This window comes from Thermodesulfovibrio yellowstonii DSM 11347 (assembly GCF_000020985.1).
Lineage (GTDB): Bacteria > Nitrospirota > Thermodesulfovibrionia > Thermodesulfovibrionales > Thermodesulfovibrionaceae > Thermodesulfovibrio > Thermodesulfovibrio yellowstonii.
Map to the genome: position 1 here is coordinate 1,076,898 of NC_011296.1, position 18,598 is coordinate 1,095,495.

The 18,598-nt window shown below is 33.0% G+C and carries 13 protein-coding genes and 1 CRISPR repeat array (1 of these 14 running past the window's edge); of the genes, 7 read left to right on the forward strand and 6 right to left on the reverse strand.

The annotated features are described in order from the left end of the window. A CRISPR array of direct repeats spans positions 1–12; the repeat unit is 30 nt; it begins 2,081 nt to the left of the window's first position. A 67-nt stretch (positions 13–79) separates the two neighbouring features. From mfd to THEYE_RS05510, 7 genes are read left to right on the forward strand one after another with little or no spacing between them, the layout of a single operon-like run. Further along, positions 80–3,208, forward strand: coding sequence for a transcription-repair coupling factor (gene mfd / locus THEYE_RS05480; protein ID WP_012545077.1), 3,129 nt, complete (start codon positions 80–82; stop codon positions 3,206–3,208). Then, on the forward strand, positions 3,205–3,933 hold the full coding sequence (locus THEYE_RS05485) for a tetratricopeptide repeat protein (RefSeq protein WP_012546196.1): 729 nt from the start codon (positions 3,205–3,207) through the stop codon (positions 3,931–3,933). The genes mfd and THEYE_RS05485 overlap by 4 nt, the downstream gene beginning before the upstream one ends. Before the next feature lies 1 nt (position 3,934). Next, complete coding sequence (gene murJ, locus THEYE_RS05490) at positions 3,935–5,491, forward strand: murein biosynthesis integral membrane protein MurJ (RefSeq protein ID WP_012544918.1); 1,557 nt, start codon at positions 3,935–3,937, stop codon at positions 5,489–5,491. Further along, positions 5,488–6,117: an MBL fold metallo-hydrolase gene (locus tag THEYE_RS05495; RefSeq protein WP_012545606.1), complete on the forward strand. Its 630-nt coding sequence runs from the start codon at positions 5,488–5,490 to the stop codon at positions 6,115–6,117. Before murJ ends, THEYE_RS05495 begins: the two co-directional genes overlap by 4 nt. Beyond that, complete coding sequence (locus tag THEYE_RS05500) at positions 6,104–7,750, forward strand: phosphate/phosphite/phosphonate ABC transporter substrate-binding protein (protein ID WP_012545055.1); 1,647 nt, start codon at positions 6,104–6,106, stop codon at positions 7,748–7,750. The genes THEYE_RS05495 and THEYE_RS05500 overlap by 14 nt, the downstream gene beginning before the upstream one ends. After that, positions 7,713–9,323, forward strand: coding sequence for an ATP-binding protein (locus tag THEYE_RS05505; RefSeq protein ID WP_012545672.1), 1,611 nt, complete (start codon positions 7,713–7,715; stop codon positions 9,321–9,323). Before THEYE_RS05500 ends, THEYE_RS05505 begins: the two co-directional genes overlap by 38 nt. A gap of 2 nt (positions 9,324–9,325) precedes the next feature. Continuing rightward, positions 9,326–10,666 (forward strand): sigma-54-dependent transcriptional regulator, encoded by a 1,341-nt coding sequence (locus tag THEYE_RS05510; RefSeq protein ID WP_012546410.1) that lies wholly within the window; start codon positions 9,326–9,328, stop codon positions 10,664–10,666. Between the two features lie 75 nt (positions 10,667–10,741). On the opposite strand, the gene THEYE_RS05515 is transcribed toward THEYE_RS05510, so the two are convergent. The 6 genes from THEYE_RS05515 to THEYE_RS05540 are packed head-to-tail and all read right to left on the reverse strand — an operon-like array spanning position 10,742 to position 18,597. Continuing rightward, positions 10,742–12,325, reverse strand: coding sequence for a methyl-accepting chemotaxis protein (locus THEYE_RS05515; protein WP_012545005.1), 1,584 nt, complete (start codon positions 12,323–12,325; stop codon positions 10,742–10,744). Positions 12,326–12,352: 27 nt separating this feature from the next. Continuing rightward, on the reverse strand, positions 12,353–13,711 hold the full coding sequence (locus THEYE_RS05520) for an NADH-quinone oxidoreductase subunit N (RefSeq protein WP_012546600.1): 1,359 nt from the start codon (positions 13,709–13,711) through the stop codon (positions 12,353–12,355). After that, positions 13,708–15,147, reverse strand: a complete 1,440-nt coding sequence (locus tag THEYE_RS05525) for a complex I subunit 4 family protein (RefSeq protein ID WP_012545513.1) — start codon at positions 15,145–15,147, stop codon at positions 13,708–13,710. The genes THEYE_RS05520 and THEYE_RS05525 overlap by 4 nt, the downstream gene beginning before the upstream one ends. Positions 15,148–15,156: 9 nt before the next feature. Then, positions 15,157–16,926 (reverse strand): Na(+)/H(+) antiporter subunit D, encoded by a 1,770-nt coding sequence (locus tag THEYE_RS05530; protein ID WP_012545738.1) that lies wholly within the window; start codon positions 16,924–16,926, stop codon positions 15,157–15,159. Then, entirely contained in the window at positions 16,919–17,134 is a 216-nt protein-coding gene (locus THEYE_RS05535; protein WP_012546651.1) for a hypothetical protein, read from the reverse strand. Before THEYE_RS05535 ends, THEYE_RS05530 begins: the two co-directional genes overlap by 8 nt. Further along, a complete protein-coding gene (locus tag THEYE_RS05540) occupies positions 17,131–18,597 on the reverse strand; it encodes a monovalent cation/H+ antiporter subunit D family protein (protein ID WP_012545971.1) in 1,467 nt (488 codons plus the stop codon). The genes THEYE_RS05535 and THEYE_RS05540 overlap by 4 nt, the downstream gene beginning before the upstream one ends. Position 18,598 lies beyond the last annotated feature (1 nt).

Here is an 18,598-nt window from a genome sequence, read left to right on the forward strand (position 1 = left end):
AGGAATTGAAACAGAGAAGTTCATGCCTGAAAATTTTTCACTCCACACCCCATACAAAAAATGTATGATAAAATAATTAATGAACTTCCTTTCAAATCAGCCGTCTAATATTAATACTGCTTTATTAGAAGAAGTAAAAAAAATCACCTCCCTCATCAAAACTAACAATGAAATTTATAACCTTTCTATAACCTCCTTTTCATTATTTATTTGTTTTTATAAAAACAACTTTATAGTATTTGAAGAAAATGAAGACCAAGCAGCTAAACTTTACGCGGCTTTTAAAACTTTTTCATCTTTTTTCAATACTACTGATGAAATAGTTTTCTTACCATCTAAGGGCACAGAAAGAATGATTGCAATATTTAAAATTCTGAATGAGAGAAATAAAAAAATAATAACAACAGTTGATTCTGCTAAAATTCCTCCCCATATTGAAACCATTAATATAAAAAAGGGAGGGACTATTGAAAGAGAATTTCTGGCAAAAAATCTTATTAACTTAGGATACAGTAAAGTTGAATTAGTTACACAGGAAGGAGAATTTTCTGAACATGGATGGGTATTTGATATATGGGGAATTGGAGAGGAATATCCTGCGAGAATTGAATTCTTTGGAGATGAAATAGAAGAGATAAAGTTATTTTATCCAGATACGCAACGCTCATTTAAAGATAAAAATGAGATATGGATAATACAGGCAGAAGAAAAAGAAATAAACAACATAGAGTTACTTGAATTATTTGAATTCGATAATATTTTTACGGTTGACAAAAATTTCACCAACAAAAAGTTCAATATAGTGAAAATATCACATTTACCTGTTAAATTTTCCACCAAATCAGTTGATGCAGGAGATAAAACATTTTATGGATTGGGAATATTGCCAAATGAAAGAAGCTCTATTTTAGATTTTCCCAGAAATTTAAAAAAACTGGGAATTCCTATAATCTTTTCTATAAGTTCTCGGGGAAAAGCTGAAACAATAAAAGAAGTTCTTTTTAACCACGATATCATCGCTCCATTAATTCATAAAAACGAGATTGGAACATATTCAGGCAAATATGCAATAACGATATCAGATCTTCAGGAGGGATTTTATAGAGAAAATCTTATGATAATTACAGATTTTGAACTATTTGGCGAGAAAACCCTTAAGAAGAAAAAACTTGCCATCCAGAAATTACCTATTGATGGACTTGAAATAAATGAAGGTGATTATATAGTTCATAAAGAGCATGGAATAGGGATTTTTCGTGGTATAAAAAGACAGAAATACGAAGGGACTGAAGAAGATGTGCTTGTTTTGGAATATAAAGATGGAGATATTCTTTACGTCCCTACTTGGAATATTGGAAAAATCTATAGATATTCTGCAAAAGAAGGTTTTATTCCACCGATTGATAAACTGGGAAGTAATAGGTGGCAGAAAGCAAAAGAAAGAGAAAGAAAAAGAATACATGATATAGCTGATAAACTTATTAAGCTTTATGCTCAGAGAAAAACTGAGCGAGGATTTATTTATTCAGAAGATACTGAAATTCATAAAAATTTTGATGACTTTTTCCCCTATGAAGAAACTGAAGACCAGCAAAAGGCTATTGATGCAATACTAAAAAAAATGAGGGAACCTTTCCCTATGGAGGTGCTTCTTTGTGGGGATGCTGGATATGGGAAGACAGAAGTTGCTATGAGAGCTTCATTCAGAGCGGTTTATGATGGGAAACAAGTTGCAGTTTTGGTGCCAACAACTCTTTTATGTGAACAACATTACAGGACATTTAAAAAAAGATTTGAAGCATTTCCTGTAAAAATTGAATATTTAAGCCGATTTCGTTCAGAAAAGGAAATTAAAAAAGTTATTGAAGATACAAAATTGGGGAAAGTTGATATTCTCATTGGCACTCATATAATTATTTTGAAAGAAGTTGATTTTTTTGACCTCGGGCTTTTGATTATTGATGAAGAACAGAAGTTCGGGGTAATTCATAAAGAGAAAATAAAAGAAAAATATCCAAAAGTTGATCTCATTACAATAACTGCTACTCCTATACCAAGAACTCTTCAAATAGGATTAAGCGGACTGTGGGATATATTCGTAATACAGACTCCACCTAAGGAAAGACTTGCTGTTAAAACATTTGTCATTCAGGAAAATGAATTAATAATTAAAGAGGCAATTGAAAAAGAAATTCAAAGAGGAGGACAGATTTATTTTCTTCATAATAGAATCCACGATATAGAATTAGTAAAATCAAAAATTCAAAAACTTGTTCCTATGGCACGAATTGGAGTTGCGCATGGTAGAATGAAAGAAAAAATGCTTGACAAAATAATGCTTGATTTTATTTATGGGAAAATTGATATCTTACTATGTACATCTATTATAGCCTCAGGACTTGATATTCCAAATGTAAATACAATTATTATTGATCAGGCTCAAACTTTTGGATTAAGCGATCTTTATCAAATAAGAGGAAGAGTTGGCAGGTCATACAGGCAGGCAAATGCTTATTTAGTCATTCCTCCTGAAGAAATTCTTAGTGAAGATGCAAAAAAAAGAATAAAAGCTATTCAAGAAATGAGCTATCTCGGAGCAGGTTTTCATATTGCTTTAAGAGACCTTGAAATAAGAGGTGCAGGAGAGCTTCTTGGTGTTGAACAATCAGGAGTAAACAGATTAGGTTTTGATCTTTATATAGAAATGTTAAATGAAGCTGTCAAAGAAATAAAAGGCGAAGTTTTGCCAGCACTGAAACTACCAGAAATTAAATTTTCTATACCAGCTTTTATCCCCGAAGAATACATAAAAGAGACTCCTATGAGAATAAGAATTTATAGAAAATTGAGTCAAATTTCAGAAGACTCTGAGATAGAAAAACTTTATGATGAAATTATTGATAGATTTGGAATGCCTCCAAAGGAGGTTGAAAATATCTTCAAAATCGCTCGCATAAGACTCCTTGTTTCAAAAATTAAAGCCTCAGAGGTTAAACAAAAAAAGAATACATTTAAATTTAAAATGGAGGAAAATCTTGATACAGGTTTTGTAAACCGCTTATTACATATATTAACAGGATTTAAAAACAGGGGCATAATAAAAAATCTGAAATTTTATCAAGATGGCTTTGAAGTTAATATTGAAGAACTTGACGGTTTAATTTTATTTCTTAAAAGACTTATTGCAAAGGTTGAAGATAAAAAATGATATACTATAAAACTATGAGGTCCAAATTTCTGGGAGTCTTGATTGCTTTTATTGTTATTGCATGCACATCTGAAGAAAGAATCAGACAGATGAACGAATCTGATTTTCATAAAGAAATTGGATTTGCTTACTATATTGAAAAAAACTACCAGCTCGCATACTCAGAGTTTCATAAGGCTCTTCAAATTGACCCTGATAATAAAGACGCACTTCATGGGTTGGCTCTTGTTCATATGGAATTTCAAGAATATGAGATGGCAAAAGATTTGTTTTTAAGAACACTTTCTCTTGATAACAACTATGCTGATGCATGGTTTAATCTCGGAGTATGCTATCAAAAACTCAATATGCATAAAGAAGCCATTGATGCTTTCCAAAAAGCATTGAATAATCCTTTATTTGTTACTCAAGATAAAGCTTATTTTGGGCAGGGACTTTCTTTATACAGAGTTGGGCAATATGAAGAAGCTAAAAATGCCTTTGACAAGGCAATAAAAAGAAACGTATTACTTATTCCAGCCCATCTTTATCTTGCTCTCACATATCAAAAGCTTAATCAATATTCAGAAGCAGTAAAAACATTGAAAAATTCCATTAAACTTGATCAGTCCTTTAAAGGAGATATAGATAAATTTATAAAAAATCTTGTAGATGATTTAAAAAAAGGACAGACTAACATGCCTAAGGAAGACATTCTTGACCTTCTTGAAATTCTAAAATACTAAAATGGCAAAAAGTAAAATAGTTAAAGCTGCTGGAGCTATCTCATTAGCTACTACATTTAGTAGAATTCTTGGATATATAAAAGACATGATTCTTGCCAAATATTTTGGTGCAACTGGCATAAGTGATGTATTTTTCGTTGCCTTTCGTATTCCTAATCTGTTAAGAGAACTTTTTGCAGAAGGCTCAATGTCTTCGGCTGTTATTCCTGTGTTGAAAGAATCCCAGATAAAAAATGGTCAAGAAGAAACCCAAAAAATTGTAAAGAGTTTATTTACATTCATAATGATAGTTGTAGGAATTATTACTATTTTAGGAATAATTTTTAGCCCTCTTATTGTAAAACTAATTGCCCCAGGATTTGTTGAAAATCCTCAAAAATTTGACTTAACAGTGTTACTGACAAGAATAATGTTTCCATTTCTACTCTTTATCAGTCTTGCAGCACTTACAATGGGTACTCTCAATACAAATAATATTTTTTTTATACCAGCTCTTGCTCCATGTTTTTTAAACATTGCAATAATTATTTTTATAGTTGGATTTAGCTCATTATTTTTCAATCCAATAATATCTGTTGCAGTAGGTGTAACTGTAGGAGGTGCTCTTCAATGGCTTGTTCAAACACCTACTTTTTATAAAAATGGCTTCAAATTTGGAATAGCGCCATTTCATTCTGCTTTGAAAAAAATTGCTATTCTTGTAATTCCGACAACAATAGCAATGGCAGTAAACCAGATAAATATATTTGTAAGCACAATTATTGCGAGTTTCCTTCCCGAAGGAAGTGTTACATATCTTTATTATTCAATGAGACTTATTCAGCTTCCAATTGGTATTTTCGGTGTAGCTGTTGGAATGGCTGTACTTCCAACCCTTTCTCAACATGTAGCTGAAGGTAAAAAAGATATCTTTACAAAAGACTTTACATTTTCCCTTAAATTCTTATTCTTTCTAACTATTCCTTCTACATTAGGATTGATGATGTTAAAAGAACCAATAATAAACACTCTTTTTCAAAGAGGTGTTTTTGATATAACAGCTACAATAAATACTGCTCAAGCTTTACTATTTTATAGCATAGGAATCATTGGTACAGTTGGGTCAAGAACAATCACTGCTACTTTTTATTCTATTCAAGATACAAAAACACCTGTAATATGCGCTGCTACAGCAATGTTGACAAATGTGATAGTTTCTATTGCTCTTATGAATTCAATGCAACACAAGGGACTGGCACTTGCTTATTCAGTGGCTGCTACTGTCCAGTTTTTTATGTTAGGATATTTTATAAAAAGAAAAATTCCTCAGATTTCCTTCAATTCAATAATTTCATCTTTTTTAAAAAGCTTTGTAGCTGCGTTTATTAGTGTAAGCATAGCTAAACTTATTTGTGAGATTAACCCTTCCTTGTGGTTACATAGTGAAAAAATGTTTCTAAAATTTATATGGCTTGCCTGTGCAATTTCTGTCGCTGCATTTTTCTATTTAGTTCTATGCTATTTGCTCAAACATGAAGAACTGGGTTATATTTTAAAAAAGATACGGAGGCAAGGATGAAAATAAAAAAATTTGAAGTTGGACCACTATTTGTAAACTGTTACATTATATATGACGAAAGGACAAAGGAAGCAGTTGTAATTGACCCTGGCGATGAACCTGATTTAATTCTTGATTTCATAAAAGAAGAAAATCTCAATCTTAAATATATACTTTGCACACATGGACATTTTGACCACATAGGCTCAGTCAAAGAATTAAGGGATGAAACAGGCGCAAAAGTTGTTTTACATGAGAAAGACATTGAAATATATAGGAATTCTCCTCAAATAGCCATGCAATTTTTTGGCATAGAAATAGAACCTCAACCTGAACCAGATATTCTTATTAAAAATGGCGAAATATTAAATACCGGAAATATTCAGCTAACAGTAATACATACCTCCGGGCATTCTCCTGGAAGTGTATGCTTTTATACTGACGGATATATATTCACAGGAGATACGCTTTTTGCAGGCTCTGTTGGAAGGACAGACATTATTGGAGGCAGTATGAATGAACTGCTTAATTCGCTCAAAAAGATAGCTTCTTTACCTGATGAAACCATAGTTTTCCCAGGTCATGGACCTAAAACTAAAATAGGAATTGAAAAGAAAACAAATCCCTTTTATCATGAAGTTATTTAAATTCTTATTAATTGTATTTCTTTTAATCTCCTTATCTTGTAGCAAAAGTTCAAAAAATGAAAATGCAAAAACTTCATCTCAATATTCAGAAGGGACATCTATTATTATTGGTGTTTTACCTGAAGAATCTCCAAAAGTAATATATGAAAAACTTTATCCTTTGAAAAAATTCCTAAGTGAAAATTTTAAAAGACCTGTCTTAATTGATATTGCAAGAGATTTTAAAGATTTAGAAAAGAAAATAAAAGAAGACAAAATTAATTTAATCATTGTTGACCCTGCTACTTACTGTGAACTTAAATGGAATATGAAAAATAAAATATTTCCTTTGATTAAACCAGAAGGTGGTATAGCTGAAACAAGAAGTGTTTTTGTAACAAAACAAGGTAATAATATTGAAAAAATTTTTGATTCTCTTGGGAAAAAACTTGCGCTTGGTGAAGAAAAATCTTCATTTAGCTATCTTATTCCTCTGTCAATGCTTAGAGATGTTGACATTTCAATAAAAGATTTCAAATCCGTTGATATGTTACAAAAGGAACAAAGGATTGCCCTTTCCATATTAATCGGAAACCATGACATAGGAGCTATGAGCGAAATAACTGCAAACAAATATCTTAAAGACGGGCTTAAAATAATAAGATATTCTGAACCCACTCCAAGATTTTTAATAGCATACATTAATAATTTAAAAAAAGATGAAGTGGAAACTATTAAAAATAGCATCTTAACCAGAGCAGATAGAGAACTTCTTGAAGCCATAGGTGTTGAAAAATTCAGTCTGGCTGAAGATAGAGATTTTGATTATATCAGAGTACTAATTAAAAATCTCAAAGGCAAAGATTATATTGATTACGGATCAAAAACAATAAAAGTAGCCATATTACCCTTATACAGTCCTCTTACAATCTATAAAAGATATGACCCTCTAATGAGATATCTTTCTGAAAAAACGGGTTATGAGTTTAAACTTGTAATACCTAAAAATTTTGAAGAATTTATAAACATTGTTAGTCAAGGTAAAGTTCATTTTTCATATCAAAATCCCTATGTATTTTCCATCGTTTCTAAAAGGTATTCAATAAGACCTCTTGCAATAACAGTTGGCGAAGATTGCACCACAGACGAAGGTATTTGCGGTAATGAAAAATTCAGAGGTCTAATAATAACAAGAAAAGACAGCAATATACATAAACTCACTGACCTTAAAGGAAAAAAAATAATGATTGTATCTCCTACATCAGCAGGAGGATATTTGTCTCAGAAGCTTTATCTTGAGAAAAAAGGTTTTAATTTACAAAGAGATTTTAAACTTATAGATGCAAAAAGGCAGGAAAAAGTTATTATAGGGGTTTATAAAGGTGAAGCAGATGTAGGATTCATAAGAGAAGCTGCTTTAAGTGTCTGGTCCAACGAAGTAGATATCTCAAAAATAAAAATTCTTGATTACGGAGACTATCTACCAAACTGGCCATTTGCCGTTGTGAATAATCAAAATAAAGAATTAACAGAAAAGGTCAAGAAATTAATTACTAACATAGATAACCCTTTAATACTTAAAAAAGCTAAGATTAAAGCATTCAAAGAGGCAACAGATGAAGATTTTAAAATACTTAAAATACTTAGTAACTGAAAGAATTATCAAAAAACTTCAAAGAACAAGCATCGGAATAAAAATATTTCTATCATTTTTACTTCTATTTTTAATCATTATGATTTCAATTAATCTGTTAATTCTTAACTATCAGAAAAGCTCTCTAAAAAATCAGATTAACACAAATATTACGGTCCTGCTTGAGAATGTTTCAAAGGATGTTATAGACCATCTTGTCTTTTTTGATCCCTTAGCTATTGATGAAAAAATCTCTATTGTTATGAACAATCCAGGAATTGATTACATAATGCTTGCTGATAAAAATGGCAAAATTGTTGGGCATAGTGATAAAAGTCAGCTTGGCAGTTATATAAAAATGGAACCGTCAATTTATAAAAGATGGCAAAAATCAGACACAGATGGAATTAATCATATAAATTTACCAGTTATTGTTGGCGATAGCTATTTTGGAATCTTAAGGGTTGGTATATCTGAAGACAAAATAAATGCTTACATTGAACAGTCCACCAGAAATTTGAAAAATTATATTTATATTTTAAGTTTAATATTTTTTCTTTTAACTGTTATTATGGCATTTATGCTTTCAAAAACACTTATAAAACCTTTGCAAAGACTTAAAAATAAAATGTCAAGTATTCAGGCAGATAAACTTGAAATATGTGAAAATCCATCAACTGTTTTTTGTAAAGATATCTTTAACTGTGAAAAAAGTGACTGCCCTGCCTATGGCAAAGAAAGATGCTGGTTTATAACTGAAGCAAAGGAAAACTGTAAAAAATGCCATAACATTGATTGCAAGGATTGTTATGTTTATAAAATTTCTTGTGGTGATGAAATCGGATATCTAATTGAAACATTCAATGAGATGATATTAAAACTTAAGCATTCACTTGAAGAACTTGATAGAACAACAAAAGAAAAACTAAGACTTGAAAAATCCTCTGCGATGGCAGAGATGGCAATGACCGTTGCCCATGAGATAAAAAATCCTCTTAATGCAATAAAGGCTTCTACCTCTTATTTAAAGGCAAATTTTCAGGGAGAGGTTTTAAAAGAGTTTCTTTCAATTATTGATAAAGAAACAGAGAGATTAAATGAATTGATAACAAGTTTTCTATCTTATGCAAGACCTGTACCCCTTAAATATGAAAAGGGAAACATCAACAATGCACTAAAAGATGTGATAAAACTCGTGGAAACAGAAATCAAAGAGGAGAATAAAATTCTTCAAACTGACTTTGACCCCTCAATACCTGAATTTTATTTTGACCATCATCAAATAAAACAAGCTGTGCTGAATCTTTTAGTAAATGCTACAGACGCCACTGAAAAGGGAGACACAATAATGATCAAAACAGAGAGAATTGATGGAAAGATAAAAATTACAATAAAGGATTCAGGAACTGGAATCCCTGAAGAACTTATGGGTAAAATATTTGAGCCCTTTTTTACCACAAAGACTACAGGTTCAGGTCTTGGACTTGCCTGTGTTGAAAGAATAATAAAGGACCATGAAGGCAATATAAAGGTTACGAGTAAACTTAATGAAGGAACCGAATTTACAATAGAGTTGCCAATTAAAGAGGGTTAAATATGGCAAATATTCTATACATAGATGATGAGATAAGTGCCTTGAAAGCTATTTCAGCAATTCTTAGGAAAGAAGGATATACTGTTTTCACCTCAACTACTGCTGAAGAGGGAATGGAAGTTCTTAAAACTACCACTATTGAGTGTATTCTTCTTGACTACAGATTGCCCGGAATGGATGGAATAGATTTATTAAGATGGCTCAAACACTGTGAAATGTCAATTCCAACTGTAATGCTTACAGCCTATGGAACAATTGAAAAAGCAGTAGAAGCAATGAAACTTGGTGCTTATCATTATTTGATAAAACCAGTAGACACAGAGTTGCTTTTAAATGTGATAAAAGAAGCCATTGAAAAATCAAAGGGAATTCAAAAATTAGAAAAAATAGAAACCCCCTTTCCAGAAATAATTGGTAAAAGTAAAACAATACAGGAAATATTTTATATAATGCAGATGGTTGCAGAAAGTAACGCCAATGTACTTATTACAGGCGAATCAGGCACAGGTAAAGAACTTGTAGCAAGGGCAATACACAAAAATTCTCTTAGAAAATCTAAACCCTTTATTATAGTTGACTGTACCACAATACCTGAAAATCTACTTGAGAGTGAGCTTTTTGGACACGAAAAGGGAGCTTTTACAGGAGCTACTGAGAGAAAAACAGGACTTATTGAACTTGCCAATGAAGGCACTGTTTTTCTTGATGAGATCGGGGAATTACCAATGCTTTTACAAAAAAAACTTTTAAGATTTCTTCAGGAAAAAGAGATACAGAGAATTGGAAGCACACAAAGAATCAAAGTGGATGTAAGAGTAATCTCAGCTACAAACAAAGACCTTGAAAAAGCTATTAAGGAAGGTTCATTCAGAGAAGACCTTTACTGGAGATTGAATGTTGTGAGAATAAATCTACCTCCACTAAGAGAAAGAAAGGAAGATATTCCTTTGCTTGTGAATCATTTTCTAAATAAATTTTCAAAGGAAAACAACAAACCTATCCCTCAACTTGAGCCAGAAGTTATGAATGCTCTTATAAACTATTATTGGCCTGGAAACATAAGAGAACTGGCAAATGTCATAGAGAGAGCTGTTGTGCTCTCACCTTCAGGATTAATTTCTATAAAACATCTACCAAGAAGAATACAGGAAAACACTGGATGGACTATTATTAAAGAAAATACCTTCAATCTTCTTGAAGTTGAGAAGGCTTTGATTCTTAAAGCATTAAATTCCACAGGATGGAATCAAACAAAAGCTGCTGAAATACTTGGCATTTCAAGAAAACAACTTCGCACTAAGATGAAACATCACGGATTTCTCACACAATCTGAAGAAGAATAAAAATTAATAAGGGCTTGGAAATCCTATATCCAAGCCCTTATTAAAGGAGGGTGGGGTGTGGGATGAGAGGTTTACTCAAACTTTAAAATATTCAACGCTCTCATCAAGAGCTTTTGTCTCTGCAGACAATTTAGTAGTAATATCTCTTACAAATTCAATCATTTTTACTGTATTATTAATGTTTTCCCTTATAGTATCCATATTTTGTGCAATTTCCTCACTTGTTGCAGACAACTCTTCTGTAGCAACTGCAATTCTCTGTATCATATCCATTGCCTTTTCTGTAGCAGATACAATCTCATCAAGAGCGCGCATTGCATCATTTGCTAAAGCGACTCCTCCTTCTGCCTGAGAACTGCTTGCATTCATTGCATTTACAGAAGCGTCTGACTTTGACTGAATATTTCTAATCTTGTCAGCAATCTCCTCTGTTGCTTTCGCAGTGCGTTCTGCAAGCTTGCGAACTTCATCGGCAACAACCGCAAAGCCCCTTCCCTGCTCACCTGCTCTTGCTGCTTCAATTGCTGCATTTAAAGCAAGAAGATTAGTCTGATCAGCAATGTCCTTTATGGTAAGCACAATCTCGCCAATTTCCTGTGAACTTTGTCCAAGTTCTTCAATTGTGCCAGCAGCTGCTTTGATTGAGTTAGCTATATCTATCATAGCCTTTACTGCTTTATCCACTGCAGTCTTGCCTTTTTCAGCAGTTTCATTTGCCTGTTTTGCTGAATCAGAAGCATGAGCTGCATTTTTAGCTACATCAATTATTGTCTGCGATATCTCTGTAGAGGCAGATGCCATCTGGTCTATACGCGATAACTGTTCTCGAGAGTTTTTCTCTAAATCATCTGTCTCTTTTGAAAGAGAGGCAACCATGGTATTGGTATTTTTTACCACTTCTCTGATTTTACCTATTGTTGCCCTTAAACTTTTTGTAATTCTCTGATATATATCTCCAATTAAATCACAGGCTTGTGTTTTTTCCTCCCTAAGGTCTCCCTGTTCAAGTCTATTAAAACATCCTAAAGCTGAGGACATATTTTTTTCATAGGATTTATATGAATAATAAAGCATTCCACTCAAGCCTGCAAGAGAAATAAAAAGAACAATTGAATAAATTATCGCATTTCTTTTTCTTACCTCTGAAATTTCTTTGTTAGTTTTTTCAAATTCTTTCTGATGAGTATCTGTTATTTTGAAAATCATATCCTTTATTTCTCTCCATACCTTTGTCTCTTCAACTATCTTCTTAACTGCCTCATCCTTTTTACCTTGTTCTGCTAATTGTTGAATTTCCATTTTCATAGAGTGATCTTTCTGCCACATTTGTTGGATTGTTTTCAATTGTTCCTGCATTTCTCCTTTTGTTAATTTTATAGCTGCTTCATTTGATTTCATAAATTCCTGATGCGCCTTTTGATAGTTTTTCTTTGCCTGCTCATCCTTTGGATTAATAAAAACATTTCTTGTTGCCTGACCTGTCTGAAGTCCCTGGGCATACATATCATTTAAAGCAACAAGGAGCATTATGTCCTTTTTTGTTAATTTTTCAACTCTTTCCTGAAATCCCTTCTCATTAAAATAAGACAGAATAAAAAGTCCAGCAAGAACAAGCAAAATCATAATATTAATAAATTGAAGCAATCTTTTTACATTCATTTTATCCCCTCCATTTCTTTATACTATTTAAAAAATTAATAACAGATTTGGGAAAAGTCCCAAAAAAATTAACAATAAAGCTCCTGATAATGCCATGCTGTTATTCAGAGGATGATTATAAATATCTATAACTAAAGAATCTTTATAAAGATAAAAAACTGGTCTTAAATAGTAAAAAGCGGAAAATATGCTCATTAGTAATGCAAAAAAAACTAATGAACCGTATCCATAAGAAAGAAGATTTTTAAAAAGATTAAATTTTACAATAAAACCTGCGGTAGGAGGTACTCCTGTAAGAGAAAACATTATCACTATAATGCAGAAAGAAAGAAGAGGATTTTTTCTTCCCACTCCTAAATAATTCTGAATACTTTCACCATTTTTTATGTTCATAATAAAAGCAAAAGCGCTGAGATTCATAAAAACATATACAATCAAATAGGGGATCAGTGATATTAGAAGTTCTTTCTCTGGAAGTAAAAATGCCATAAACATATAACCAGCATGAGCAATTGAGGAATACGCAAGCATTCTTTTTAAATTATTCTGCCTTAAAGCAAGAACATTACCAACTAACATTGAAAGAGCTGATATGATAACTATCAAATCTTGAATGTTAAGTTTTAAATTAATTGAAAGAAAAATATTAATTAAAGCTCCAAAAACTGCTACTTTAGGTGCTGTTGATAAAAATGCTGTTACAGCAGTGGGTGCTCCTTGATATACATCTGGTGCCCATGCATGGAAAGGTGCAAGAGACAGTTTAAAGGCAAATGCAGAGATTAAAAAAACAACACCCAATAGGATATTTAAATTCTCTGTCTTCAATAATTTAAAAGTTTCATAAGATGTGCTTCCTGTTTGAGCATAAAAGAAAACAATTGAACCAAGAAGAATAATTGAAGACAGAGTTCCAAGAATAAAATATTTCATACCAGCCTCAATACTTAGACTTTCCTTTCTGTAAAAGCCTGCAAGAATATAAAGAGATAGGGAAAAAGTCTCAAGAGCAAGATAAAGAATAAGAAGATCATTAGCAACTATCATTAGATTCATTCCAAATAGTGATAAAAGAAGCAGAAAAACATACTCTACCGATTTACTACTTTTTAATTTAAGGTCACTGTAGGATAATCCAATGATAAAAACTCCTATAAACAAGACTAAAATCCTTAAGGTCTGTCTGTACAAGTCAATTTTTATTAATTCCGAAGTAAATTCCTTTTGTCCAAAATTAAATACCGATAATATTATAGCTGTAAGTATGCTTAAAAAACTCAAAATATAGGTTGTTCTATAATTTCTACTGATAAATCCATAAAAAAAGGAAATTATTGCTAAGATTAGCAGGCTTATTTCTGGTATCAAAACCTTGTACTGAATCATCCCTTACCTCCAAAGCTTACGATTTCATTTACTCCAGAAAGCACATAATCTGGATTTAATCCGAGGTAGATGGATATAAGTAGAAGTATTGCCAAAAAAAATAATTCCCAGGAGATTACATCCCTTACATAGGTAGAAAGCTCTGCTCCTGGCTTTCTAAGATATACTCTATAAAAGAACCAGGATAGATAAACTACTCCCAGAGCAACACCGAATACACCAATAAAACCAAGAAATAAATTTTCCCTAAATATACCACTAAGGAGTAATAACTCTCCATTAAAGTAATTAAGTCCGGGAAATCCACCCATTGCCATGATTAATGAAAAAGTGAAAAAAGTTAAAGCCGGAACCCTTTTTGAAAGAGCTCCGAATTTTTCCAAATCAAAACTTTTTGTCTCTCTATTTAAAAGTTCAGCTACATAAAAAAGGGCTGCTGCAAGAATGCCATGATTTATACTCTGAAGAAGAACTCCCTGGTATCCCTGTAGATTACCCGTAAAAGCTCCTGCTGTAATTATTCCCACATGACTGAGGCTCATATATGCAAAAAGAACTTTAATGTTTTTAGAGTTTAAGGCAAGAAAAGCAGAGTATACAAAAGAAATAAGGCAAGTAAGAATTATCCACTGATTCACGACTGATAAAATATCATTAAAATAAGGTATTACCCTCAGGATTCCATAAATTCCCATTTTCCCAAGCACTGCGGACAAGAATATTGTAACTGGCATAGCTGCCTCATAGTAGGCATCCTTTAGCCATCCATGAAGGGGAACTATGGGAATTTTAACAAAGAAGGCAAGTATAAAACCAAAAAGGAGCAATAGTTTTGCAGTCTCGCTTATTTTTAAATTTTCAAGAGATGTAAAAGAGAAGCTTCCTCCGTAATAGTAAGTAGCTATGATTGCAAGAAATAGAAATATACTAAAACCGAAAGTATATATCAAAAATTTAATAGAAGCCTGAAAGGAATTCTCACCACCCCATCGCTGAATAAGTAAAACTGCCGGGATTAACATAGCTTCATAGAAAAAAAAGAACTGCAAGAAATTGGTTGACATGAAAAAAGCATTAACTGAGACAGAGAGTAATAATAAAAGACTCATAAAAGATGAAATTTTATCTTTTATTGTCTTAGTTGCTAAAAGTATAATCGCCAAAGTTATAAAGGTAGTAAGCAAAACAAAGGGAGAATTTATATGGTCAAAACCAAGAGTAAAATTAAGTTGCCATGCAGATATCCATTCGTAGGAAGTTAAAAATTGAAAACCTTTCTTTGTTCTGTCAAAATTAAGGTAATAAATTAGAGCCATTATGAACGACAGCGAGGATGACATTAGGGCAATTAAGTTAACAATTTTTCTGATACCTATTTTCCAAATTAAAAAGGCACCAAGCAAAGGAAATATTAGTATTAATTCAATTCCTACCATATTACTCTCCTAAAACAAAAGATATATCAAAAGCACAAGCCCTATAAAACTTAACATATAAAAAGCATAGTCCTGAATCTTACCAGTATGAAAAATTGCTAATCCATCACTCATAGTCTTTGCTAAATTGGACATAAAAGTAGGTATCCCATTCATTTTTCTGTCTTCATAAGCCATAATTTTGGATGAAAGAGGTAAAATTATTCGGTCTATTAACCATCTCCATATTTTGTTTATAAATCCATACTCTGCAGGGACAACAGTTTTATTTAGAGATTTTAATGAGTATTTTGCCCCCACCCTATAGAACCAATCTATGTCAAGATTGATATATGATTTTGGCTTAAGTGTCTTAAGAAACATGGCAAAAACAAGCCCTGTAAAACTGAATATTCCCAATGTGTCAAGAATATGCTGGACTGTATAAGGCTCATAATCTATTGGATATGGCAAGAAATTGTAGAAGAACTGTGGGAAAATTCCAATTAATATACATAGTGCTGATGTTGTGAGCATAGCAATCTTCATATTTAAAGGAATCTCTTTGACCTGATAGTCTGCCTTTTTCTCTGAAAAGAAAGTATAGTATCCCATTTTACAGATAATGCTTATAATAGTTCCGCATGTTGCCACATTGAGCATAATGTAGGCAAAGGCATTTTTGAGTTCACCTGCGGCAGAGATGATTGGTGATTTTCCAATAAATCCGTTAGTAAGCGGAAATCCAGCAATTGAAAAAGCACCTACAAAAAAGCTTATGGCAGTAAGTGGTGCATATTTTCCAAAATCACCAAGTTCTGTCATCTTTTCCTTTCCTGTGGCATAAATTACTGCTCCTGCAGACATGAAAAGAAGGCATTTATAAAGTATGTGGTTGAATGCATGTGAAGCTGAACCATTAAGCCCCAAAGTAATGGTACCGAGTCCTACTCCAGCAACCATATAGCCAACCTGACTTACTATGTGGTATGAAAGTAGTCTTCTTAGATTATTCTCAAGTAACGCATATATGACACCATAAACTGCCATAACAGAGCCAAGGTATATCAGTATCTCTGCTCCAGGAAATCCTCTTATTAAAGCGTAAACTGCTGCTTTGGTAGTAAATGGATTAAGGAAAACACTTCCATAAATTGTTGCAGATGGATAGGCATCTGGTAGCCACGCATGCAAGGGTGGTACCGCAGCGCAAAGTATAAAGCCAATAAGAGTAAGCCACCAGAAAAGCTCTCCAGAGTAGCTCATAAAGGAGTCAAACTGAAAACTTCCTGTTTGAGAGATATAGATCATTATGCCTGCAAAAAGGGAAAGACCACCCGCTACATGAACAAGAATGTATCTGTAGCCTGCCTCTGTTGCCTCTTTTGTTCTCTGAGACCAGATAAGTAAAACCGCGCAAAAAGACAACATCTCCCAGAAAAGATAGAAGCTTAAAATATCTGCTGCAAAGCTAACGCCTACTGATGCACCTGTATAGAAAAGTCCAGCCAACTGTTGAATCCAATCATCTATATGATAGCAATAGATTATCCCAATCAAACCAATAAAACTAAATATATAGGCAAAAAGAAGGCTCAGTTTGTCCACCCTAACAAGAGGCGATATATCCATACCAAACAAACTCATATAACCATAAAATCCCTGCTCGGCTATTAATGTAAGGAAAAAGCCTACTGTAGCGATGAGAACACTGTAGGGTCCTCTCATATTCTTGGGTAATGCTGGCAACAAAAGAGCTCCGAAGATCAGAACCACTCCCGGATGAATAAAATCAGTCATAGTAGTCCTCCTTCTTTGTTACTACTTTACTTAATGACTTAGCAACAATGATGATAAAGAGAGTCCCTAAAAGACCTACCAATGCACCAAAGGCAGGAAGTTCTTCAAATTCAAAATAGCCGTGTCCAAGATGCATCACCTTTAGAAATAATACCTCTAAAATAACCACAACAAGACATGCAATATAGAGAGCTTTTTTATAATTCATTGCATCACTCTCCTTATAATTTCCATGAGAAAATCTGGATATACTCCAAGAATAATCGTAAATAAAGCAGTAATGAGCAAAGGTATGGCACAGAAGTAGTTTTCCTTAACATTTTGCCATCTGTTTTCCTGTAATGGTTTTCTAAAGAAAGCTTTATAGGAAATCGGAAGAAAATAGACTGCATTAAGAAATGAACTGGCAATAAAAATTCCAAGAAGTTCGGGTCTGCCTATCTGCAAAGCTCCCATCGCAAGATTATATTTGCTTATAAAGCCTGCAAAAAGAGGTATTCCTATCATGCTCAAAGTAGCAAGAAAAAAGGAAAACATGGTAATTGGCATAACCTTACCTATTCCATCAAGTTCGCTTATTCTCTTTACATGAGTTGATACATAAACAGAGCCTGCCACAAAGAACATGGTTATTTTAGAGAAAGCATGCATACTTATATGAATAAGTCCTCCCATTATTCCTAAAGGCGAAAACATGGCAACTCCGATAATTATGTATGAAAGATTTGCCACTGTTGAAAAAGCAAGTCTTGCTTTGAAATCATCTCTTGTAAGAGCAATAAGTGAGCCCATTATTATAGTAAAGCCTGTGAGGAAAAATATTAAATCCTGCATTCCGATTGCCTTTATCGTTGCTTCTCCATAGATATTAAGCAAAACTCTTGAAACAGTGAATACACCTGCTTTAACAACAGCAACAGCGTGAAGCAATGCACTAACAGGAGTAGGAGCTACCATTGCTGCAGGCAGCCAACTATGAAGAGGCATCACAGCAGATTTATTAAACCCATAGATGAAAAGTATAAGCAATATTTGTAGAATAAGTTTATTTTCTTCAACGATTTCAGGCGCAAAGATTCCACCTTTTCTAAAATCAAGTGTTCCTGTAAGAATATAAGTGATAACTATGGCAGCAAATAGGAAAATTTTCGCTGTACCTAAGAGATACACAATATACTGTCTACCACCCTCAAGTCCTTCTCTGTCTTCGTGATGGGCTACAAGAGGATAGGTTACAATAGTTAATGCTTCATAAAAGATAAACATTGTAAATAGATTTGCAGCAAAGGCAATACCTATTGCAGAACTTAGAGAAAGGGCAAAACAGGTAAAATATCTTGTCTGAGCATGCTCTCTAAGAGTTCGCATATAGCCGATTGAGTAAAAAGTTGTTAAAATCCATAGGAATGAAGCGCCGAAGGCAAAAAGTAAACCCAATCCATCAACCCTGAAGGAAAGCTCTATTCCAGGTAAAATTGTAGCAATTTTTAATCCTATAGTTTCCCCTCTTAAAAAAGGAGGAATAAGCATACAGACAAAGGAAAACTTTAAAACTCCTGCTATTACAGATGTGGCTTCTCTCAGGTTTGGATTCCTCTCTCCAATTAGAACAATTATTACAGCTCCTATAGCAGATACTAATATAGCTAAAAGCGGTAGTAGCTCTATCATT

Coding starts and splice junctions, on each gene's coding strand:
- mfd (WP_012545077.1), top strand. CDS start 80: ATGAACTTCCTTTCAAATCAGCCGTCTAATATTAATACTGCTTTATTA.
- THEYE_RS05500 (WP_012545055.1), top strand. CDS start 6,104: ATGAAGTTATTTAAATTCTTATTAATTGTATTTCTTTTAATCTCCTTA.
- THEYE_RS05510 (WP_012546410.1), top strand. CDS start 9,326: ATGGCAAATATTCTATACATAGATGATGAGATAAGTGCCTTGAAAGCT.
- THEYE_RS05505 (WP_012545672.1), top strand. CDS start 7,713: ATGAAGATTTTAAAATACTTAAAATACTTAGTAACTGAAAGAATTATC.
- THEYE_RS05495 (WP_012545606.1), top strand. CDS start 5,488: ATGAAAATAAAAAAATTTGAAGTTGGACCACTATTTGTAAACTGTTAC.
- THEYE_RS05520 (WP_012546600.1), bottom strand. CDS start 13,711: ATGATTCAGTACAAGGTTTTGATACCAGAAATAAGCCTGCTAATCTTA.
- THEYE_RS05540 (WP_012545971.1), bottom strand. CDS start 18,597: ATGATAGAGCTACTACCGCTTTTAGCTATATTAGTATCTGCTATAGGA.
- THEYE_RS05535 (WP_012546651.1), bottom strand. CDS start 17,134: ATGAATTATAAAAAAGCTCTCTATATTGCATGTCTTGTTGTGGTTATT.
- THEYE_RS05530 (WP_012545738.1), bottom strand. CDS start 16,926: ATGACTGATTTTATTCATCCGGGAGTGGTTCTGATCTTCGGAGCTCTT.
- THEYE_RS05485 (WP_012546196.1), top strand. CDS start 3,205: ATGATATACTATAAAACTATGAGGTCCAAATTTCTGGGAGTCTTGATT.
- murJ (WP_012544918.1), top strand. CDS start 3,935: ATGGCAAAAAGTAAAATAGTTAAAGCTGCTGGAGCTATCTCATTAGCT.
- THEYE_RS05525 (WP_012545513.1), bottom strand. CDS start 15,147: ATGGTAGGAATTGAATTAATACTAATATTTCCTTTGCTTGGTGCCTTT.
- THEYE_RS05515 (WP_012545005.1), bottom strand. CDS start 12,325: ATGAATGTAAAAAGATTGCTTCAATTTATTAATATTATGATTTTGCTT.